This window comes from Streptococcus sp. GMD5S (assembly GCF_000298715.2).
Lineage (GTDB): Bacteria > Bacillota > Bacilli > Lactobacillales > Streptococcaceae > Streptococcus.
Map to the genome: position 1 here is coordinate 1 of NZ_AJRG02000014.1, position 16259 is coordinate 16259.

Here is a 16259-nt window from a genome sequence, read left to right on the forward strand (position 1 = left end):
TCGTAATAATGACACCACGATTCTCTCCTCGGTGCTCTTGAATAGAGAATAAGAAATTATCTCGAGTGACCTCACCTTCCCAGGTTCCAACGATAGAATGCGCTCCATCTAGCAGTACACTGTATAGTGTTGTTGTCTCTTTGGTATTGAAATCCCTGTGCTTTACGATATCACTGGTAAAAGAGAAAGGACTAAGACTAGTTTTGGCTGCCTGAACCATACTGGATAAGGCCATCATACAGCCGACTTGAGAATTTCCGATTGGCTTAATGGAATGCTGCATGACATCATCCGTAATGTGATAACACAGAACCTCCACATGGTCATCCATTTCAACTGGTTTCTTAATACGAAAAAGCTGTTCTCCTAATTCAGGGACAGGAGCTTTAATCAGATTATCTACTTTCAATAGCCGATAAAGATAGCTGTCCGTTATAGGATACCTGAGGGTTAAGGTGAAATCTCCATTCAATGTTTCCTTTACCCTAGCAGATACTGCTTCATAAAGGGGGATACCGTTCCATTTAACGGTCTGTACTTCCTTATCCAATAAATAAAGCATTAAGCCCACCCCCAGACAATCTCAAAACGAATGGACTGAATCCCAGTTTCCAATACGACTCCCACTGTTTTATCTTTTGAAGGGTCAATCGTTAAAAAGTCACCAGACCACTTGATGCTTTTTCCCGATAAGGTTCTAAAACTTGGTTTGTCAGGGTTGTTATCCATCACCAGTGTTTCACCAGACTCTATTTTCTCCAAACGAATAACCTGACTGCCAATCGTAAAACTGGTTTCAGTTGAGGTGTTTCCAACTATTGTCAATTTGGGAAAAGCCAAAGCCGACCCCTTCGTTCGCAGAGCACCATTTTGAGTGAACGACTGACTATCTGTATCTTTAAAGAACTTTGTGGGATGGCATTGGAATGTCGCTTCCATCTCATAAACCTCATGCTTGTCCTTTATAACTTTTGAAACAAGGACCTTATAGCACCAGAGTTGGACTGTTTTCAACTGCTCGCTCTCCAGCCAAAACTGTTCTTTAGAAAAGAGAGTCAAAAACTGAAAAAGTTCTTCTTCACTTGGCTTGACCACATAAATCTTAAATGTCAACTCCATCACATTGCGATGCTTGTTGGTTTCCATGACGGCACCACTGATCCCTCTATGCTCAAGGAGCTGAGTCTTGCTGCTTTTCATGACAATCGGTGGACTGTTTTCTACAATCACCTTAAAAGGGAAAGAGGAAGTATGCACCCCATCAATCACCAACTCATTGTGTCGAATCATATTCCCAATCCTTTCAGTTGTTTTTGTCTGGCTAGTTCATCTGCCAGCCTTCCTGCCACATGTTCTGCCAAGCGCTCTAAGTCCGTTTCTTCCCTAATTACAACATCTGAAATTGTAATGGTAATCTGTGGCAGAGCATCCAAAGTAGAGGCAATCCCTCGGCCAATCTGACCCAATGTTTCTCTGTTTAAGGGAAGCACTGCTTCTCTGCCTGCCTCCCCTCCTGCTAAGAGGTTCGCACCATTTAATCCAAAGATGGTTGGCTTTGTTAAAATCCCTCCCTTGGCATACCATTCTATACCAATTCGTGGAATATCCCCTTTTAGCCAATCAAGCGGATTGGCCGACCCACTGACACTAAAGTGCGGCAATGGAATATGCGGCCAAGAGATATGGAAATTAAAGAGATTCTTTATGGCATTGATGGCAGAGGATACGGCATTTTTAGCCCCATCAATCGCTCCAGAAATGGCATTTTTAATTCCATCCCAAATATTTCGAACAGTTGAGAAGATGTTGTTTAGGACATTTGATATGGTCTGAAAGATCCCATTCCAGATATTGGATAGTGCGCTTGCAATCCCCTGAACAATCCCTGTCACCGTGGATTGAATGGCATTCCAAATGGATGAAAATAAAGAAGAAAGGGCTGATAGAATATTTGAAACACTATCTCTGATACCGTTCCAGCTATTCACTATAAATTGCCAGATAGCATTAAGAATGGTGCCAATGATGGACTGAATCCCTTCCCATACGGTAGATACAATTTGCTTAATGGTTTCCCAGGCACCAGACCAATCGCCAGTGATCACCTGCATAACTAATGTGATAATGCCAAGAATAACATTTAGGACTGTTTCTATTATCGTCTTGATAATATCCCAAGCTGTTGTAACAACGAGCTTGATATTCTCCCAAACGGCTGTTAGATAAGGCCCAATTAAATCCATAATGGTGGTGATTACCGTCGAAATGGCATTCCAGACAGTTGTTGCAGCATCTTGAATCAACTGGTGATTTTCCTGCCACCAAGAAACCAAGGTTCCCCAAATTTCCATCACAAAGTCTACGACTGTCTGAACGATGAAAGAAACAGCTGAATAGATAGCATTCCAAGCATCCGTAACAGCCGTTCTGAAAGCTTCATTATGTTCCCATAGTTCCTTAATACCAATGACCAATAAAGCAACAGCCGCTATCACCGCAAGTACAATCCCTACAATCGGAGCAGCCGCAGCTAACATCCCTCCAATCGTCGTCCCAAGAGCTAAAGCTGCAGCTTGTAAGGCTACAATAATGGGTAAGAGAATACCCGCAACAGTCACCAGTCCACCCACAACCAGAATGAACTCCCGCACAGGTTCCGGAAGATTCACGAACCATTCCGCAACACTTTTTAAAAGCGGAACAAGTTGTTGGAGAAACGGAGCTAGGGTTTCTGCAATCGCTCCTCCAACTTCGGCCATGGCCTCTTTAGCTGCATTTTGAGCTAAGGTGAACTGATCAATAGGGTCAAGTGTTGCTTCATAGGTGGAAGCAACCACTCCCTTTGCTTTTTCTGCGGTTCCTGCTAAATCATCAAAAGATAGAGCCCCCCGCTTAATGGCATCCACCATCCGTGGAGCAGCTTTAGTACCAAAGATACTGGATGCAAGCGTTAAGGCTTCCGTTTCACTAGTGCTGTTTCGGATTTGTTCGACCGTTTCTTTTAAGCCTTCACTCAGTGTCTTTCCTTTAGCTGCATAGTTGACTGCTGCTTTGGAGAGAGAAGAAAGAGCAGCCGAAGAATCGACCCCACTTTTTTCAAACTGCCCCATAAGAGCCACACCCTCATCAAACGAAAGTCCTAAAGCCTTAATTTGTGGAGCACCTTGGATAGCTTTGTTCATCAAATCCTGAACACTGACTCCAGTCGCCTGGGCCGTATAAGTGACAGTATCTAAGACTCGATTTAAATCACTCGTCTCAAGTCCATAAGCTTCAATAGCTTGTTTTGCAGAAATAGCTGATTCCGTCACGTCCGAACCATTGATTTCTGCGTACTTAATCAAAGTCGCAGAAGCGTCCTTTAAGGCATCACCAGTCAACCCAAACTGGGTATTAAGCTCACCAACAGCACTGCCCACTGTTTGAAAGTCCGTTGGAATTTCAGTCGCAAGGCCTTTTGCAATATCTGTCATCTCATCCAGTGCTTTTCCGCTGGCACCGGTTTTGGTGACGATGATATCCATCCCTTCGTCCACTTCTCGAAAAGCTTCCAGTGTTGCTTTTCCGAAGTCAATCAGCTTCTGACTGATTTCGCTCAGTTTTTCACTGAAGTTGGCTAGAATCTCAGACCTTAGAAGATTGTTAGTTTCTGCTAAGCTGTGGTTAGCATTATCACTTGCCCCACTCATGCTGCTCATCTCATCTTGCAGATGATGATAAGCTGTCTTGGTTTCATTGAGTGACTTTTCTAGTTTATTGGCTTCAACTGAGTTCTCACCGTATTCAGCCTTGGTCAACTCTAACTGCCGTTCTAAATTGGCAATCTGTTTCTCGACAATCTCTGACTGAGCCGCAACCTTTTTCTGAGCAAGGGCCAGTTTTTCAGATTCACTGGCATTACGGCCTAGCTGACTTTCTTGCAACTTAAAGGAGGAAGCGGCTTTCTCACTCTCTGAAGCTAGTTGATTTTGTTCAGCTCCTAAAGCAGCTAGTTTACTTTTGTTGCTGGTGACACTGGAGCCATTTTGCTCCAAAGCTCGGTTTACACCCTCTAGCTTATTCTCATAGATTTTGAGAGTGTTCTGAGTGATTTCGACCTCTCTTTGAAAAGCTCGATACTGATCAGCTCCGATTTTCCCGCTTTGAAACTGAGCTTCTACCTGAGATTGGGCTTGACGTAGTGTCTCTAGCTTCTCTTTGGTTGTTTGAACTTGCTTGGCTAAAACCTCTTGTTTCTGAGTTAAGAGAGTGACATTGCCTGTGTCAAATTTTAGTGCCTTATCAATTTGTTTCAGTTCTCGGCTTGCTTCTAAGGCTTCGTGGTTCACCCCTTTTAGAGCTTTTTGTAAGGGCTGGGTATCGCCTCCAATTTCAATTGTGATTCCTTTAATCGTTCCAGCCATACCGTCACCTCCTTACCACCACATCAAAAATTATCAAAGTCTACCTGCGTAGCCTTGCGAGTTCTATCTGCTTCTTTGGTACGCACTTCCACATAGTCTGTCTGATAGTCCAGCGCCATGCCAATCGTTATCTCTTTTAAATCTGACATGGATAGTCCTGTCTCTTTACAACAGTGAAGATAGGATTCTACCGTGAAGGTTTCGCTACTCGCTTCTTCCGACGCATCGACTTTTTTCTGGTGGTCATTCCTTGATTTAACAATTCCATCAGAACCGGTCCTACTGTTTGAAGCGGAAAGTCTTCTAAGCCCATAAAGAACTCTTCAAAAGGTTCAATAGATGGGTTAGCTGATTTGGCAAAAACCCAAAAGAGCCTGTGAAAAAACGTCATATCAAAATCCGCCAACATGCTCATACCCACATCCGATGCAGATAAAGTTTTGCCTTCTTCTAGCTGTTCAGCTTTTTTTAGAATCGACTCTGCCTGCAACATTTGAAACAGATCCTGAAAGTAATCTTTCCCAAATTCTTTTTTATAGGCAATCGGTGTGTAAGCATTAGTAGCTAGCTCAATGTTCTTACCTGATAACTGAATCGTTTTCCTCATGATTAACCTCCTGGTTTCACAGTTGGTTCATAGACTTTTGCGAACCAAGTCTTTTTGACATCTTCTGGGGTATCTTCTGTGGTCCTGCGACGGACTAGCTTATCAAGCGGCCGAGGACTGGCTTTGAATTTCAATTCCACTTCATTGATGTCTGAACCGCTCTTTGTTTTAGAAGCTACTGTTGGCCGGCTTGCATAACAATAATAGAGCACATGGAGCGTTTCTTTCTTATCCCCTTCAAATCGGAACATCAAGGCAAAGTTTTTCTTCTCACTGCTTGCGATTTCTGAGATGACTTTACTCTGGGCATCAATCGTTTCTCCTAACACTCGGGTCAAAAATTCCTGTGTCAAAAGAGCCAGTTTCAGAGTTCCTTCATAGCCATCATTAGATTCTGTCGTATAAAAATTGATGTTGTCTGCTTTATATGAACCAGAATCCCCTTGTGGCTCCAAGGTCAGCTCTGCGGCACCCCTAAGTCGCTCCACTGTCCCGTAGGTCAGCGCCCCATCATCTCCTTCTTTGGTTACTTCTGCCCAATGGACATCCTGCAAACCAAAGGTGACTTTATTTTTCTCCATCGGATTTTTCCTTTCTATTGACTTAAATGATAAATAACCTGATACAGCTTTTCTGTATCCAAATAGGTTTCTTCCTTGTCAAAAAAGAGAGAATGACTGTCGAGTGCTGCTTCTATTTTCTCTTCTAATTCAAGGTCTTTTTTCTCGGTATAAAGCTCCAGTCTGACTTGACTTCCTTTGTGATAAGCCAGATTATCTGCGCCATAATTCTGAGAAGCAGGAAACCAATACACCACAAAGGGAGGAGCTGGACTATGCCCCTCCTCAAAATGATGATAGGCACAGGGTAAACCTAGACTGTTCAAAAATGAAAACCACTCATCTTTTTTCATAACTTCTCCTTCAAGCGCTCTTCAAATTGGCGAATCATCTTTTCTTCAACAGGAGCAATATGCCGAATTCCTTCAACCCTGCCACCGCCTCGTTTAGCATGACCATTTTCAAGGAGGTGTGTCAGTCCTGGTGTTCGATTATAAATCGTTTTTGTCAAAGCTAGATTCGTTTCTTTAGTCACAGTAGAGTTCCAGCCTCGAGCATATTTCCCCCGCTTTTTCGGAGAATGTTTCTTTAACTCATTAACAGCTTCCCCCGTGCTGTCTTCCACCACTGCTTTCACTGTTTCAGTAGACCTTTCAACATAATTCTCCAACTCCTTTTGAACAGCTCGAGCTAGGTCAGACGGGTCAATTGTTGCCATATTGTACCTCCTCTGTCGCATCTATCAGGATTATCTCCTGAGGATAAGTTAACGAATCAATGGCCTTGATATTATAAAACTTATCCTCAAAGCGAAGACGAGTGGTTTGACTATCCAACTCTCGAATGGAAGAGTCGTAGCGCAGCGTAAAGCGTAACTGATGAATATTCTTGACCATTACTGTTGTAGTGCCTTCCATTTCAAGAAGCACCTTGCAGGAACACCACCTAGAAAACAATTGCTGCCACTGACTGCTTTCATTGCCAATAGCATCTTGCACAATGACTCGTTTTTCAAAGAAAACCCGTTTGCTTAATGGAGCTATCTTCATCAGAACACATCCCTTCTGTGAGCAGAAAGAAGAGCCTTGAGGAGTTCTACCAAACTCTCCTGCCCTCCTTCTTCTCGGTGCTCGTAAAGATAAGCTGTCCCAAACAAAACAATCGTCTGAAGGAAGTCAACTTCTTTCTCCTCCGTCACTTCCTCTAGATTCTTGCGTAGGATACTAGAACACAACTCTTCACTGGCAGAAATCATGACTTGAATCAAGTGGTCATCCTCTGAGTGTTCGACTCTCAGATAGTTCTTTGCTTCCTCCAAACTAATCTTCATGAGAAGCCTCATTTCATGGTCAAGACTTTAACCGCTTCATTCAGAATCAACTTGCCGTCCACGCGCTGACTAGCAAGAAAGCCAACTTGACCGCTTTCTGCATAGAGTTCATTCAGGCGCTTAAAGGAACGTCCTTGACGGTCCGCAATCCAGTAGTAAGAAAAGTCACCGAAAGCCAAAACTTTTTTACCTGTATCAATGGTTGGCACAAAGCTAGAGGTGAAATAAGGACGATTCAGAATCATATCTGGTACACCAGCTTGAACAGATGGCTGCCAAATATAGTTGCCGTTATTGTCCTTGAGTTTCCGTAAAGCTTTTACGGTGGAGTCGTTCAAAATCCATACTGCATTTTTCCGATAAGGTGATTTAAGCGAGTGATACAAATCCATGACATCGTCAAAGGTAATCGTCGCACCACCACTAGTCGCCCCTTCAGTGACCGTTTGAAAAATTCCAGTTGGCTTACCTGTTCCATCACCAATCAGAAAAGCTTCTTCTTCCTTCACACCAATACGACGAGCAAATTCATTAGCCATATAGCTTTCCAAATCAAAGACGGAATCATAGAGCAGCTCATCAGAAATCTTAATAGCTGTTCCAACCTTATGGGAACCAAGCGTTACTTGACTAAAGGTATCTTCTGATTCCTTGAACTTAGAGTTCTCATCCATCCAAGTGGCTTCACCGTTCCCTGACACAACTGGAATCTTCCGCTCCCCGCTTGAAGTCTGAATGACCGTTGCAAGACTCCGCATGAAGTTTTCTTCTTGAAGAGCCTGGATCAGACGTTTCTCATATTCATCTGGAACCAAGTAACCGCCACGTGAGTCGTCTCCAATACTGAGGGTATTTTCGATATCATAGAAGTTTTTCTTGCGGATATTGTTCCAAAAAGCTGTGTTATAGGCTTTAGAGGAACGTCCGCCTTTTGGATTTCCTCCGCCTACAGTTGGATTGGCGACAATGGCTTGACTAACCGGACTGGCTAATTCCTTGTCCAGTGCTTCCTGCCGCTCCAAGCGTTCAATCTCTTTACCAAGGCGAACAACCTCATCTTCCATTTCTTCATAACGGGCCGTATCTTCTACAGAAACCAGCCCCTTATCATCCCGACAGGTATCCAGAAAGCTTTTTGCTTTCTCCCATACCTGCGCTCGTTTTTCTCGCAATTGTAAAATTTTACTCATGGTTATTCCTTTCTTATTTCAAGAGTGACAACCGTTTCTCTAACTGAGAAACTGGTGTTTTGGGCTGAGGTTTTTTATCAGCCAATTTTAAAAGCAGCTGGTTGGTCACCGCTGCTCGACTAAACATCATACTTTGAACCGTCCCATCTTCATGAGGTGCAGGCTCATACAAAATAGAATCCGCAAACCCAAGTTCAAGAGCCTTCTTAGCATTAAACCAAGACTCAGCATCCATCAAGTGGGATAGCTGTACCCGAGATAAACTAGTCTTAATTTCATAGGCATTGAGAATGGACTCTTTGACTTCCGATAACATAGCAATGGCCTTCTCCATTTCTTTAGAATCGCCAATTGCGACCGTCATCGGATTGTGAATCATCATCATAGCAACTGGACTCATATTGACGGTGGTTCCCGCCATAGCAATAACACTGGCTGCCGAAGCTGCTATGCCATCAATATTGACGGTCACGTCATCCTTGTAGTCCATTAACATATTGTAGATTTGAGCTGCCGCAAAGACATCTCCACCCGGTGAATTAATCCATAAGGTCAATGGTCCGGTGCCACTCATGAGTTCATTCTTAAAGATTCGCGGAGTCACATCATCATCCACCCAGGATTCACTAGCGATTGTACCATTTAGATGCAGCACACGCCCCATTTCATTCTCGCTGAAATTCCAAAATTTATTCATGACTCTCTCCTTTTTGATTTGTTTTCATAAATCCTCCTGCATCTTTTAACTTGGTCATATTGCCATTAATGAGGTAAAGGTCACCCCCTTCTTCTGGCGGGATAGGGTTGAGTTCTTCCAGCTCTCGGATATCATTTGTCGAGAGCCAGCCGTTTTGCCGTCCAATCGCATAGCCGTTCATTCGACTTTGGTAATCCCCACGAAGCAAGCCATCCACATTGAATTTAATGAAATGGGTCTTCTTTTCTTCCGGCAGCAGCAAACTTTTCTTAAGAGCCTGTTCAAACCGAACCACCCAGGGATCCAAGGTATACTTAACAAACTCAAGGGATTGTTGCTCAATGTTAGAGAAACTGGACTTCTCTAAATCTCCTACCATGTGCGGTGGAATCCGAAAGAGACGCGCAATCTCATTGATTTGAAACTTGCGGGTTTCCAAGAACTGTGCTTCTTCAGGCGGTATCCCAATTTGCTTATAGCTCATACCTTCTTCCAGGACAGCTACCTTATGAGCATTTCGTGTCCCCTGATAGACTGCATTCCAGGAATCTCGGACCTTAGCAGGGTCTTTTAAGATACCCGGGTGTTCGAGAACTCCACCGGGGTTAGCACCGTTGCCAAAGAAACTAGCGCCATATTCTTCACAGGCAAGCGTTATCCCCACCGCATTCTTCGCCAGAGCAATCGGAGAATAACCAATCAGACCATCAAACCCTAAGCCTGGAATATGAAGTACCTCTTCTTGTGATAAAACAATGCTTCCTTTTTCCTGAAAATTAGGATTGTCTTCCTCATAACGATTGTAAACATAAAAGAGCTTGCCCTTCTCACTTCGATGAACGCTCATCTGATCCGGTAGCAAAGGATACAGCCCAATCACCTGACCTGAACGGTCACGAAGAATCTGAGAATAGGCATTCCCCCAGATCAAGAGATGGCTCATCAAGGTTTCCCGAAAGACAAAAGATGTCATGTCAGGATTCGGCTCATCATGCAAAAGCGTGTAAAGGACATGTTCCGTATCCTTTGCTTTTCCTCCTTCGGAGTATCGATAAACATGAAGAGGTAAAGATGCAATGGTCTCTGACAGAATCCTTACGCAGGCATAGACCGCTGTCGTTTGTAATGCCGTCCGTTCATTGACCGTTTTCCCACTCGTGGTTCGACCAAAGAGTAGCGAAAAGTCATTCCCTTCATACTTATTTTTGGGCTCTCCCCTCTGTCGTTTTAGTCCTAATCGTTCCAATATTCCCATAGTCATCTCCTTTTCTAGGCATGAAAAAAAGCACCTCGCTTGAGATGCTTTACAATCACTCTTTCAATTGTGGAAAATCTAATAAATTTAAAAGGATAAGATTCCTCGCTCGTCATAAATACTACCGTCATTCTTTTGATGTCGAATGCACCTGTCTAAAGCCATAATGGTCGCGATAATCCCGTCAATCTTTTCGACAGATTTTTCTTTATCAGGCTTAATATTTCCGGCTGGGTCCTGTCTCATGACTACGTTTTGGGCCATCCATTTTAGAACCGGATGACCTCCATGCTGGATTTTACCTTCCATCATGAGTTTATAGTACTCTTTGGAAGGTGGACTCATGTCCTTATAGCCCTGACCAAATGGAACCATTGTTAAACCCATGCCTTCTAAGTTCTGAACCATCTGTGTCGCATTCCAGCGGTCATAGGCAATTTCTTTGATATGATAGATAGTGGACAGTTCTTCAATGTACCGTTCAATAAATCCATAATGAACAACATTCCCTTCCGTGGTAAGAAGAAAGCCTTGCTTTTCCCAGACATCGTACAGCACATGGTCTCGTCTAGATCTAAGAACCAGGGTTTCTTCAGGCAACCAAAAATATGGAAGAACTTGATAGTTCTCTGCTTCATTTCTTGGTGGGAAGATTAGGACAAAGGCTGTAATATCTGAAGTGGAAGATAAATCCAGACCAGCATAACAATCTCTGCCTTTTAGACTCTCCACATCAATCGGCTGTCTTCCTTTATCATAGATATGTTCCGGAATCCAAGTCACAGCTGAATTGGTCCAAATATTGAGTCGCAATTGCTTGAATACATTTTCTTCTGCTGGGTTATCTAAGGCATTCAGATAAGCTTCCCGAACCCGGTCAATCCCAATCGTATGACCAAGGGAGGGATTAGCCTTTAGCCAGTTCTCTTCATCGTTCCAATCATCTTCTTCTGAAAGGCCATAGACAACTGGATAAAAGGTACTATCTTTTTTTCGCCCCTTTAGTATATCTAAGGCCTTGGTATGCAATTCATAACAAATAGAGTTTTTATCGTTTCCTGCTGTCGTGATAATAAAAAAGAGCGGCTGCTCCCTTGCATCACCACTCCCTTTGGTTAAGACATCGTATAAATGGCGATTGGGCTGGGCATGAATTTCATCAAAGACTAAACCTGATACATTGAGTCCATGCTTGGTTCCAGTTTCAGCCGATAACACTTGATAGAAACCAGCATTGGAATAATTGATGATACGTTTAGTGGCTCCCATGACTTTGGATCGTTTCTCCAGAGCTTTACTCATCAAAACCATTTGCTTGGCCACATCAAAAACAATAGAAGCTTGATTTCGGTCACAAGCTGCCCCATACACTTCGGCACTGGCTTCTCCGTCTGCGTATAAGAGATAAAGAGCAATCGCAGCAGCTAGTTCAGACTTCCCATTCTTTTTAGGAATCTCTACATAGGCCGTCAGGAACTGTCGATTCCCATCTTCTTTTACGATACCAAAAAGGTCACGTACAATTTGTTCCTGCCAGGGTAATAAGAAGAATTTCTGTCCCGCCCAGCGTCCTTTGGTATGGCAGAGATTCTGAATGAAGGTTACTGCCCGGTCTGCCTTTTTCTCGTCATAATGAGAAGTTGGAAGCATGAAGGGAGAAGGGATGTAGTAATATGTCATAAGCGCCCTCCAAGTAAATCTTCCATTTCATCACCTGACCCCACATCTGTATCCATCGAAGCAAGTCGTGTTCTGGAAGATGGAGTCAAGCCAAACTGTTCACAGAATTTAAGCATGATTTTAAGATTGGTCTGAGAAATAGAAACTTGTGGCACTTGTTGGAGATAGCTATTGGGAGTTTTGATGATAGAGCCGTGTTTTGAAAGAAACTCTTCTGCTTCCTTCCAGCGTGCATAAGCTTGGCAGTAACCTGCAAAAGCTGTCATATCCATATCAGTTAAAAGTCCCAATCCTTCTAGGATTTTGCCCATACGCTTCCATTCTTTCTTGGCATCTTCTTCAAGCCAGGAAGGGCATCTAGGAGCTTTCTTCTTAGGCTGTATTTCATTCTTTGGAAGTGGACGCTTGCCAGGATTCCCTTCTAAGATTTTTAAACTAATTGGTTTGGGCTTTCTGCCCTTCTGTGCCATGCCCTCACCTCCTTCAGCCCACAAGAAAAAAGTCCGAAGACTTAATTTCTTATGAATCGATTTTCTCTACTTCATCAATGCCATGTAACACATGGAGTTGTCGGCCATTGTCCCATTGAACAACCAAGGAACCAATATCATCTACATCTTCCACCGTTCCCAACATACCAATTGGCACTGGATTCGGGTCTTCCATTTTTAAGAGCCGCACCCTTGTTCCAGCAGGATACCGCTTTTTTAATAATTCTACAATCTTCGCATTCATCTTTGTTCTCCTTTGGGGTTCAATTTGTTCAATGGTATAATACCTCTATTATACATATTTATCCAGTTATAAGAGATAATTATTCGAATATTTTTTGACTTTCAAGAGTGGTCTCCACAATCAATTGCTCAATCATTTGATTGATATATTTCAATTCTAGATAACCAAACTGATTGGTCTTCAATGCCCTCTTAATATGCATAAGCAGTTCCTGAAGTTGTATTTTGGAAACTGGTGATATCGATGGAAACGACTCCAATTGAACAGCAATTTTTTCAAGATAATGCTTGGTTTCTGATTCAGGAAGATTATTCGTCATGATTTTCCTTTATCGCATTTAGAATGGCTTTCCCAATAGCAAATACAACTGATACTGTCACACCGTTTCCTGCTTGTTTATACAACTGAGCATCCGAATTTACGGCACAAGCTTTTTCAAATAACTCATCAGGAAATCCTTAAAGCCTGAAGCATTCTTTAGGAGTCAATCTTCGAATCTTAACTGTTTTTCCCTTCCAGACAACAGCTCCCATTTGCCCTCCGCAAGAAAGGTTATGAGCCAATCCTTTTCCAACTCGTGCTCTTCTTGTTCTGGATCCTGGATAAGATAAATCAACTGAATCTCCAACATTCGCAACTTGATAACCTTTCTTAGTACCATTGCGAACCTTTATCCCCTCTTGCTCAGCAACTTCTAAAACTGCTGTATTCATAGCTGTTCTTTTTGTCACCCCTGATGTATAGCGAGCAGTGATACAGCGTGCTGTATTTGTTACCTTAGGAGCTGTCAAAGATTGGTCAATCATATAGAGTCCTGTTTTAGCACCTACTCCGCCTCCCTCACCAACAAGAGTCGTTGAAATGCCAGAAGTATCATAAACTCTGTAACTTTGCATGCCACCTATAAGCTGCTTAAGATGGCTGCTGCTTTCTCTGCGGACAGGTAATACTTGTCGTCTACCTCTGCTTCTAAGATGTCCGAGAGTATAGACTCGTTCTCTGTTTTGTGCGACTCCGTAATCTTTGGAATTAAAAATCTGCCATTCGAGGTCATACCCTGCTTGCCCCAGACTAGAGAGATAGTCGAGATAATCTCGTCCCCGGCTGCTTGATAAAAGTCCCTTAACATTTTCAAGGAGTATCCACTCGGGTTTATCCTTTTCTTCTTGGCTTTCGAGCAAAGCAACAAATCTAAAAAAGAGTCCACTTCGTTCACCGTATAATCCGGCTCGCTTTCCTGCGATAGACAGATTTTGACAAGGGCTTCCCGCACACCATAAATCTGCTTTTGGAAGTTGTGCTGGGTTGATGCTTGTGATATCGTCATGGAACCATTCTCCTTTCGTTTCATACATGGCTTCATATGATTTTCTTGCAAACTTATCCTTCTCGCAATAGCCAATACATTTCATTCCCGTCAACTCTAATCCACAACGAAAGCCACCGATTCCTGCAAAGAAATCCAGAAAAGTTATCGTCATTGTGCTTCCTCCATTTCATTCAAAGCTTCTTCAAAAGATAAGGTCCTGCCTTCACGGATTAGTTTCACATCCGTCTTTTCTGTTGCTTCCATGTAGCGTTTGACAATAACATCCACAAACTTTTCATCCAGTTCTATGCCATAACAAACTCGACCTGTCTGATCAGCCGCAATTAAGGTAGACCCACTGCCTAAAAATGGGTCCAGTATAAGTGTCCCTCGCATGGAAGAATTCTGAATCGGATAAGCCATAAGCTGAACAGGCTTCATAGTCGGATGCTCTTTACTGGATTTTGGACGGTCATATTCCCAAATGGTCGTCTGCTTTCTATCAGAAAACCATTGGTGTTTTCCTTTTTGTTTCCAGCCATAGAGCACAGGTTCATGTTGCCACTGGTAAGGGCTTCTACCTAATACCAGAGCATTCTTTTTCCAAACGCAACAACCGCTCAGATAAAAGCCAGCATCCTTAAAGGCCCTTCTGAAATTCAGTCCTTCTGTATCCGCATGGAAAACATAGATAGAAGCATCATCCTCCATGGACTGTTCTACATTGACAAACATGTTAAAAAGGAACTGATAAAAATCCGCATCGGACATATCATCATTTTTGATTTTTCCCGCTGTTTCTTCCACATTAACATTGTAAGGAGGGTCAGTTACGATAAGGTTGGCCTTCTTATCTCCCAGGAGAAGCTGATAAGTTTCTAGCTTTGTAGAATCACCACAAATCACTCGGTGTTTCCCAAGATGCCAGATATCTCCTTGTTTCGAGATAGTCGGTTTTGTCAGCTCCCCATCTACATCAAAGTCATCTTCTTTCACTTCCTTGTTGTGAACCTTAGAAAATAGCTGATCGATTTCTGGGGCTTCAAAACCGGTTAGGTCTAAATTGAAATCCGCATCTTGCAAGTCCACCATCAGGTCTGCGAGAAGTTCTTCATTCCACGCGCCTGTGATTTTATTTAAAGCAACATTCAGGGCCTTTACCTTATTCTCATCCTCAATTCGAACCTGAACACATTGAACTTCTTTATAGCCCAAGTCAGATAAGACGGTCAGTCGTTGATGGCCTCCAATTACAGTACCATCGAAATTAACAATAATCGGGTCAACATAACCAAACTCCACAATGGATTTCTTGATTTTTTCGTATTCCTTATCACCCTTCTTGAGTTTCTTTCGTGGGTTATAAGCCGCTGGTTTTAAAGAGTCAATGGATAAAGAGACCCATGTCATATCTTGTGTGACTTTCATACTACCTCCTTAGTAAAAACGAGATTGAATATAGCAGGCATGGCTACAAAATTTCCGCTTCGCATTGCCGTATGATAAAAAAGACTTACCGCAATGTTGGCAAGCCAATTCATAGTAAGCTGTATTTTGTTTCTGGTGTAATTCTGGATGGTCCTGCCACCAGTATCTCCGACAAGCATCTGAACAAAACTTCTTAGGTCGACCAGTTCCTTTGGGGATAAAGGTTTCTTTACAGTGAAGGCAACAAGGAAGACCACTGGCTTGGTCTTTCATCATCTTCGTGACGGCATTTCGATAGCCCAATAGTTCCGGATTTCGTTTGCAGTAATTGCGAACAGAATCCCTAGATAAACCGACTATCTTTCCAATCGATTGGTATCCCAAACCTTCAGAACGTAGTTTTCTAATCTGTTTTCTCTGAAAATCGTCCATTTCTGCCTCCTTTCTTTACTGAAATCTCTAACCTTTTAAATCATAAAACGAAATAAAAACAAGCCATAACTTCCTGTTACAGCTTGTTTTTCAGTTATTTATTTCTTCAAAAAATATACCCCTTTTACATTTTGCGAAAATGCACGTTTGAGGGGGCCACGGTCTTTTGAGAGGCAACTCACAGAGATTTTATCCCCCCTACCCCTCGTCAGAAATCATAGCCATAAATTGGAGCATGGTCTTCCGTCATAGTTTTATAATCATGACAGGATTTACAAAGAGGTTGCCAGTTGCCCTCATTCCAAAAGAGTTTTTGGTTTCCTCGATGAGGAGTGATATGATCCACTACTGTTGCAGGTGTAATCATTCCTTTAGCTCGACACCTCACGCAAAGCGGATGTGTTTTCAAGAAATGAAGCCGAGCTTTGTTCCACCGTGAGTCGTAACCTTTAGCCTTTGTCGACTTCACCTCAAGTGAGTGAACACTTTGGTGATCCTCGCAGTACTTAGAACCATAAGGTACGAGCTTTGGACAGTTTGGAAATTTGCAGGGCTGAGCGGGTCGTCTCGGCATGGCCTTCACCCCTCCTCTCTATGTTCTTTCACATCTTAATCATATCACAATTATTCGTG

Annotated in this window: 20 protein-coding genes and 1 pseudogene; all 21 read right to left on the bottom strand. The window is 42.8% G+C overall.

Features of this window, described 5'->3' with window-relative positions; all coding sequences use genetic code 11:
• A partial coding sequence (locus GMD5S_RS0207120) for a phage tail spike protein (RefSeq protein WP_016893823.1) occupies positions 1-562 on the bottom strand: 562 nt, incomplete at its 3' end.
• The gene (locus tag GMD5S_RS0207125) at positions 562-1290 is read right to left on the bottom strand and encodes a hypothetical protein (RefSeq protein ID WP_000618011.1); all 729 of its coding nucleotides are present in this window, start codon (positions 1288-1290) and stop codon (positions 562-564) included. The genes GMD5S_RS0207120 and GMD5S_RS0207125, both read right to left, overlap by 1 nt.
• Positions 1287-4403: a phage tail tape measure protein gene (locus GMD5S_RS0207130; RefSeq protein ID WP_000929215.1), complete on the bottom strand. Its 3117-nt coding sequence runs from the start codon at positions 4401-4403 to the stop codon at positions 1287-1289. Before GMD5S_RS0207130 ends, GMD5S_RS0207125 begins: the two co-directional genes overlap by 4 nt.
• A gap of 23 nt (positions 4404-4426) precedes the next feature.
• A complete protein-coding gene (locus GMD5S_RS10850; RefSeq protein ID WP_001281455.1) occupies positions 4427-4552 on the bottom strand; it encodes a hypothetical protein in 126 nt (41 codons plus the stop codon).
• A 38-nt stretch (positions 4553-4590) separates the two neighbouring features.
• On the bottom strand, positions 4591-5010 hold the full coding sequence (locus GMD5S_RS0207140; RefSeq protein WP_001232596.1) for a hypothetical protein: 420 nt from the start codon (positions 5008-5010) through the stop codon (positions 4591-4593).
• A gap of 2 nt (positions 5011-5012) precedes the next feature.
• Entirely contained in the window at positions 5013-5591 is a 579-nt protein-coding gene (locus GMD5S_RS0207145; RefSeq protein WP_000414381.1) for a major tail protein, read from the bottom strand.
• 14 nt (positions 5592-5605) lie between these two features.
• Entirely contained in the window at positions 5606-5923 is a 318-nt protein-coding gene (locus GMD5S_RS0207150) for a hypothetical protein (protein ID WP_000710710.1), read from the bottom strand.
• Positions 5920-6288, bottom strand: coding sequence for an HK97 gp10 family phage protein (locus GMD5S_RS0207155; RefSeq protein ID WP_000190823.1), 369 nt, complete (start codon positions 6286-6288; stop codon positions 5920-5922). The genes GMD5S_RS0207150 and GMD5S_RS0207155 overlap by 4 nt, the downstream gene beginning before the upstream one ends.
• A complete protein-coding gene (locus tag GMD5S_RS0207160; protein ID WP_000684964.1) occupies positions 6275-6619 on the bottom strand; it encodes a head-tail adaptor protein in 345 nt (114 codons plus the stop codon). The genes GMD5S_RS0207155 and GMD5S_RS0207160 overlap by 14 nt, the downstream gene beginning before the upstream one ends.
• Positions 6619-6900, bottom strand: a complete 282-nt coding sequence (locus GMD5S_RS0207165) for a head-tail connector protein (protein WP_008282402.1) — start codon at positions 6898-6900, stop codon at positions 6619-6621. Before GMD5S_RS0207165 ends, GMD5S_RS0207160 begins: the two co-directional genes overlap by 1 nt.
• An 8-nt stretch (positions 6901-6908) precedes the next feature.
• Positions 6909-8090, bottom strand: a complete 1182-nt coding sequence (locus GMD5S_RS0207170) for a phage major capsid protein (protein WP_000036012.1) — start codon at positions 8088-8090, stop codon at positions 6909-6911.
• A gap of 13 nt (positions 8091-8103) precedes the next feature.
• Complete coding sequence (locus tag GMD5S_RS0207175; RefSeq protein WP_001032310.1) at positions 8104-8787, bottom strand: head maturation protease, ClpP-related; 684 nt, start codon at positions 8785-8787, stop codon at positions 8104-8106.
• Positions 8780-10042, bottom strand: a complete 1263-nt coding sequence (locus GMD5S_RS0207180; protein ID WP_000511777.1) for a phage portal protein — start codon at positions 10040-10042, stop codon at positions 8780-8782. Before GMD5S_RS0207180 ends, GMD5S_RS0207175 begins: the two co-directional genes overlap by 8 nt.
• A gap of 87 nt (positions 10043-10129) precedes the next feature.
• Positions 10130-11722, bottom strand: coding sequence for a terminase large subunit (locus GMD5S_RS0207185; RefSeq protein WP_000222988.1), 1593 nt, complete (start codon positions 11720-11722; stop codon positions 10130-10132).
• Positions 11719-12192, bottom strand: coding sequence for a phage terminase small subunit P27 family (locus tag GMD5S_RS0207190; RefSeq protein WP_000057466.1), 474 nt, complete (start codon positions 12190-12192; stop codon positions 11719-11721). Before GMD5S_RS0207190 ends, GMD5S_RS0207185 begins: the two co-directional genes overlap by 4 nt.
• Positions 12193-12241: 49 nt before the next feature.
• The gene (locus GMD5S_RS0207195; protein WP_000992184.1) at positions 12242-12457 is read right to left on the bottom strand and encodes a DUF4314 domain-containing protein; all 216 of its coding nucleotides are present in this window, start codon (positions 12455-12457) and stop codon (positions 12242-12244) included.
• A 79-nt stretch (positions 12458-12536) separates the two neighbouring features.
• Complete coding sequence (locus GMD5S_RS10855; RefSeq protein ID WP_272943094.1) at positions 12537-12659, bottom strand: hypothetical protein; 123 nt, start codon at positions 12657-12659, stop codon at positions 12537-12539.
• Between the two features lie 106 nt (positions 12660-12765).
• A pseudogene (locus GMD5S_RS0207205) lies at positions 12766-13938 on the bottom strand (DNA cytosine methyltransferase).
• Entirely contained in the window at positions 13935-15194 is a 1260-nt protein-coding gene (locus GMD5S_RS0207210; RefSeq protein WP_000869308.1) for a site-specific DNA-methyltransferase, read from the bottom strand. Before GMD5S_RS0207210 ends, GMD5S_RS0207205 begins: the two are co-directional and overlap by 4 nt.
• A gap of 9 nt (positions 15195-15203) precedes the next feature.
• Positions 15204-15626, bottom strand: coding sequence for a helix-turn-helix domain-containing protein (locus GMD5S_RS10590; protein ID WP_000340864.1), 423 nt, complete (start codon positions 15624-15626; stop codon positions 15204-15206).
• 208 nt (positions 15627-15834) lie between these two features.
• Positions 15835-16200, bottom strand: coding sequence for an HNH endonuclease signature motif containing protein (locus GMD5S_RS0207220; protein ID WP_001138021.1), 366 nt, complete (start codon positions 16198-16200; stop codon positions 15835-15837).
• Positions 16201-16259 lie beyond the last annotated feature (59 nt).

Excerpts from the sequence above, each read along its gene's own strand:
- GMD5S_RS0207125 (WP_000618011.1), bottom strand. The coding sequence starts at position 1,290 with ATGATTCGACACAATGAGTTGGTGATTGATGGGGTGCATACTTCCTCT.
- GMD5S_RS0207130 (WP_000929215.1), bottom strand. The coding sequence starts at position 4,403 with ATGGCTGGAACGATTAAAGGAATCACAATTGAAATTGGAGGCGATACC.
- GMD5S_RS10850 (WP_001281455.1), bottom strand. The coding sequence starts at position 4,552 with ATGTCAGATTTAAAAGAGATAACGATTGGCATGGCGCTGGACTATCAG.
- GMD5S_RS0207140 (WP_001232596.1), bottom strand. The coding sequence starts at position 5,010 with ATGAGGAAAACGATTCAGTTATCAGGTAAGAACATTGAGCTAGCTACT.
- GMD5S_RS0207145 (WP_000414381.1), bottom strand. The coding sequence starts at position 5,591 with ATGGAGAAAAATAAAGTCACCTTTGGTTTGCAGGATGTCCATTGGGCA.
- GMD5S_RS0207150 (WP_000710710.1), bottom strand. The coding sequence starts at position 5,923 with ATGAAAAAAGATGAGTGGTTTTCATTTTTGAACAGTCTAGGTTTACCC.
- GMD5S_RS0207155 (WP_000190823.1), bottom strand. The coding sequence starts at position 6,288 with ATGGCAACAATTGACCCGTCTGACCTAGCTCGAGCTGTTCAAAAGGAG.
- GMD5S_RS0207160 (WP_000684964.1), bottom strand. The coding sequence starts at position 6,619 with ATGAAGATAGCTCCATTAAGCAAACGGGTTTTCTTTGAAAAACGAGTC.
- GMD5S_RS0207165 (WP_008282402.1), bottom strand. The coding sequence starts at position 6,900 with ATGAAGATTAGTTTGGAGGAAGCAAAGAACTATCTGAGAGTCGAACAC.
- GMD5S_RS0207170 (WP_000036012.1), bottom strand. The coding sequence starts at position 8,090 with ATGAGTAAAATTTTACAATTGCGAGAAAAACGAGCGCAGGTATGGGAG.
- GMD5S_RS0207175 (WP_001032310.1), bottom strand. The coding sequence starts at position 8,787 with ATGAATAAATTTTGGAATTTCAGCGAGAATGAAATGGGGCGTGTGCTG.
- GMD5S_RS0207180 (WP_000511777.1), bottom strand. The coding sequence starts at position 10,042 with ATGGGAATATTGGAACGATTAGGACTAAAACGACAGAGGGGAGAGCCC.
- GMD5S_RS0207185 (WP_000222988.1), bottom strand. The coding sequence starts at position 11,722 with ATGACATATTACTACATCCCTTCTCCCTTCATGCTTCCAACTTCTCAT.
- GMD5S_RS0207190 (WP_000057466.1), bottom strand. The coding sequence starts at position 12,192 with ATGGCACAGAAGGGCAGAAAGCCCAAACCAATTAGTTTAAAAATCTTA.
- GMD5S_RS0207195 (WP_000992184.1), bottom strand. The coding sequence starts at position 12,457 with ATGAATGCGAAGATTGTAGAATTATTAAAAAAGCGGTATCCTGCTGGA.
- GMD5S_RS10855 (WP_272943094.1), bottom strand. The coding sequence starts at position 12,659 with ATGCATATTAAGAGGGCATTGAAGACCAATCAGTTTGGTTATCTAGAA.
- GMD5S_RS0207210 (WP_000869308.1), bottom strand. The coding sequence starts at position 15,194 with ATGAAAGTCACACAAGATATGACATGGGTCTCTTTATCCATTGACTCT.
- GMD5S_RS10590 (WP_000340864.1), bottom strand. The coding sequence starts at position 15,626 with ATGGACGATTTTCAGAGAAAACAGATTAGAAAACTACGTTCTGAAGGT.
- GMD5S_RS0207220 (WP_001138021.1), bottom strand. The coding sequence starts at position 16,200 with ATGCCGAGACGACCCGCTCAGCCCTGCAAATTTCCAAACTGTCCAAAG.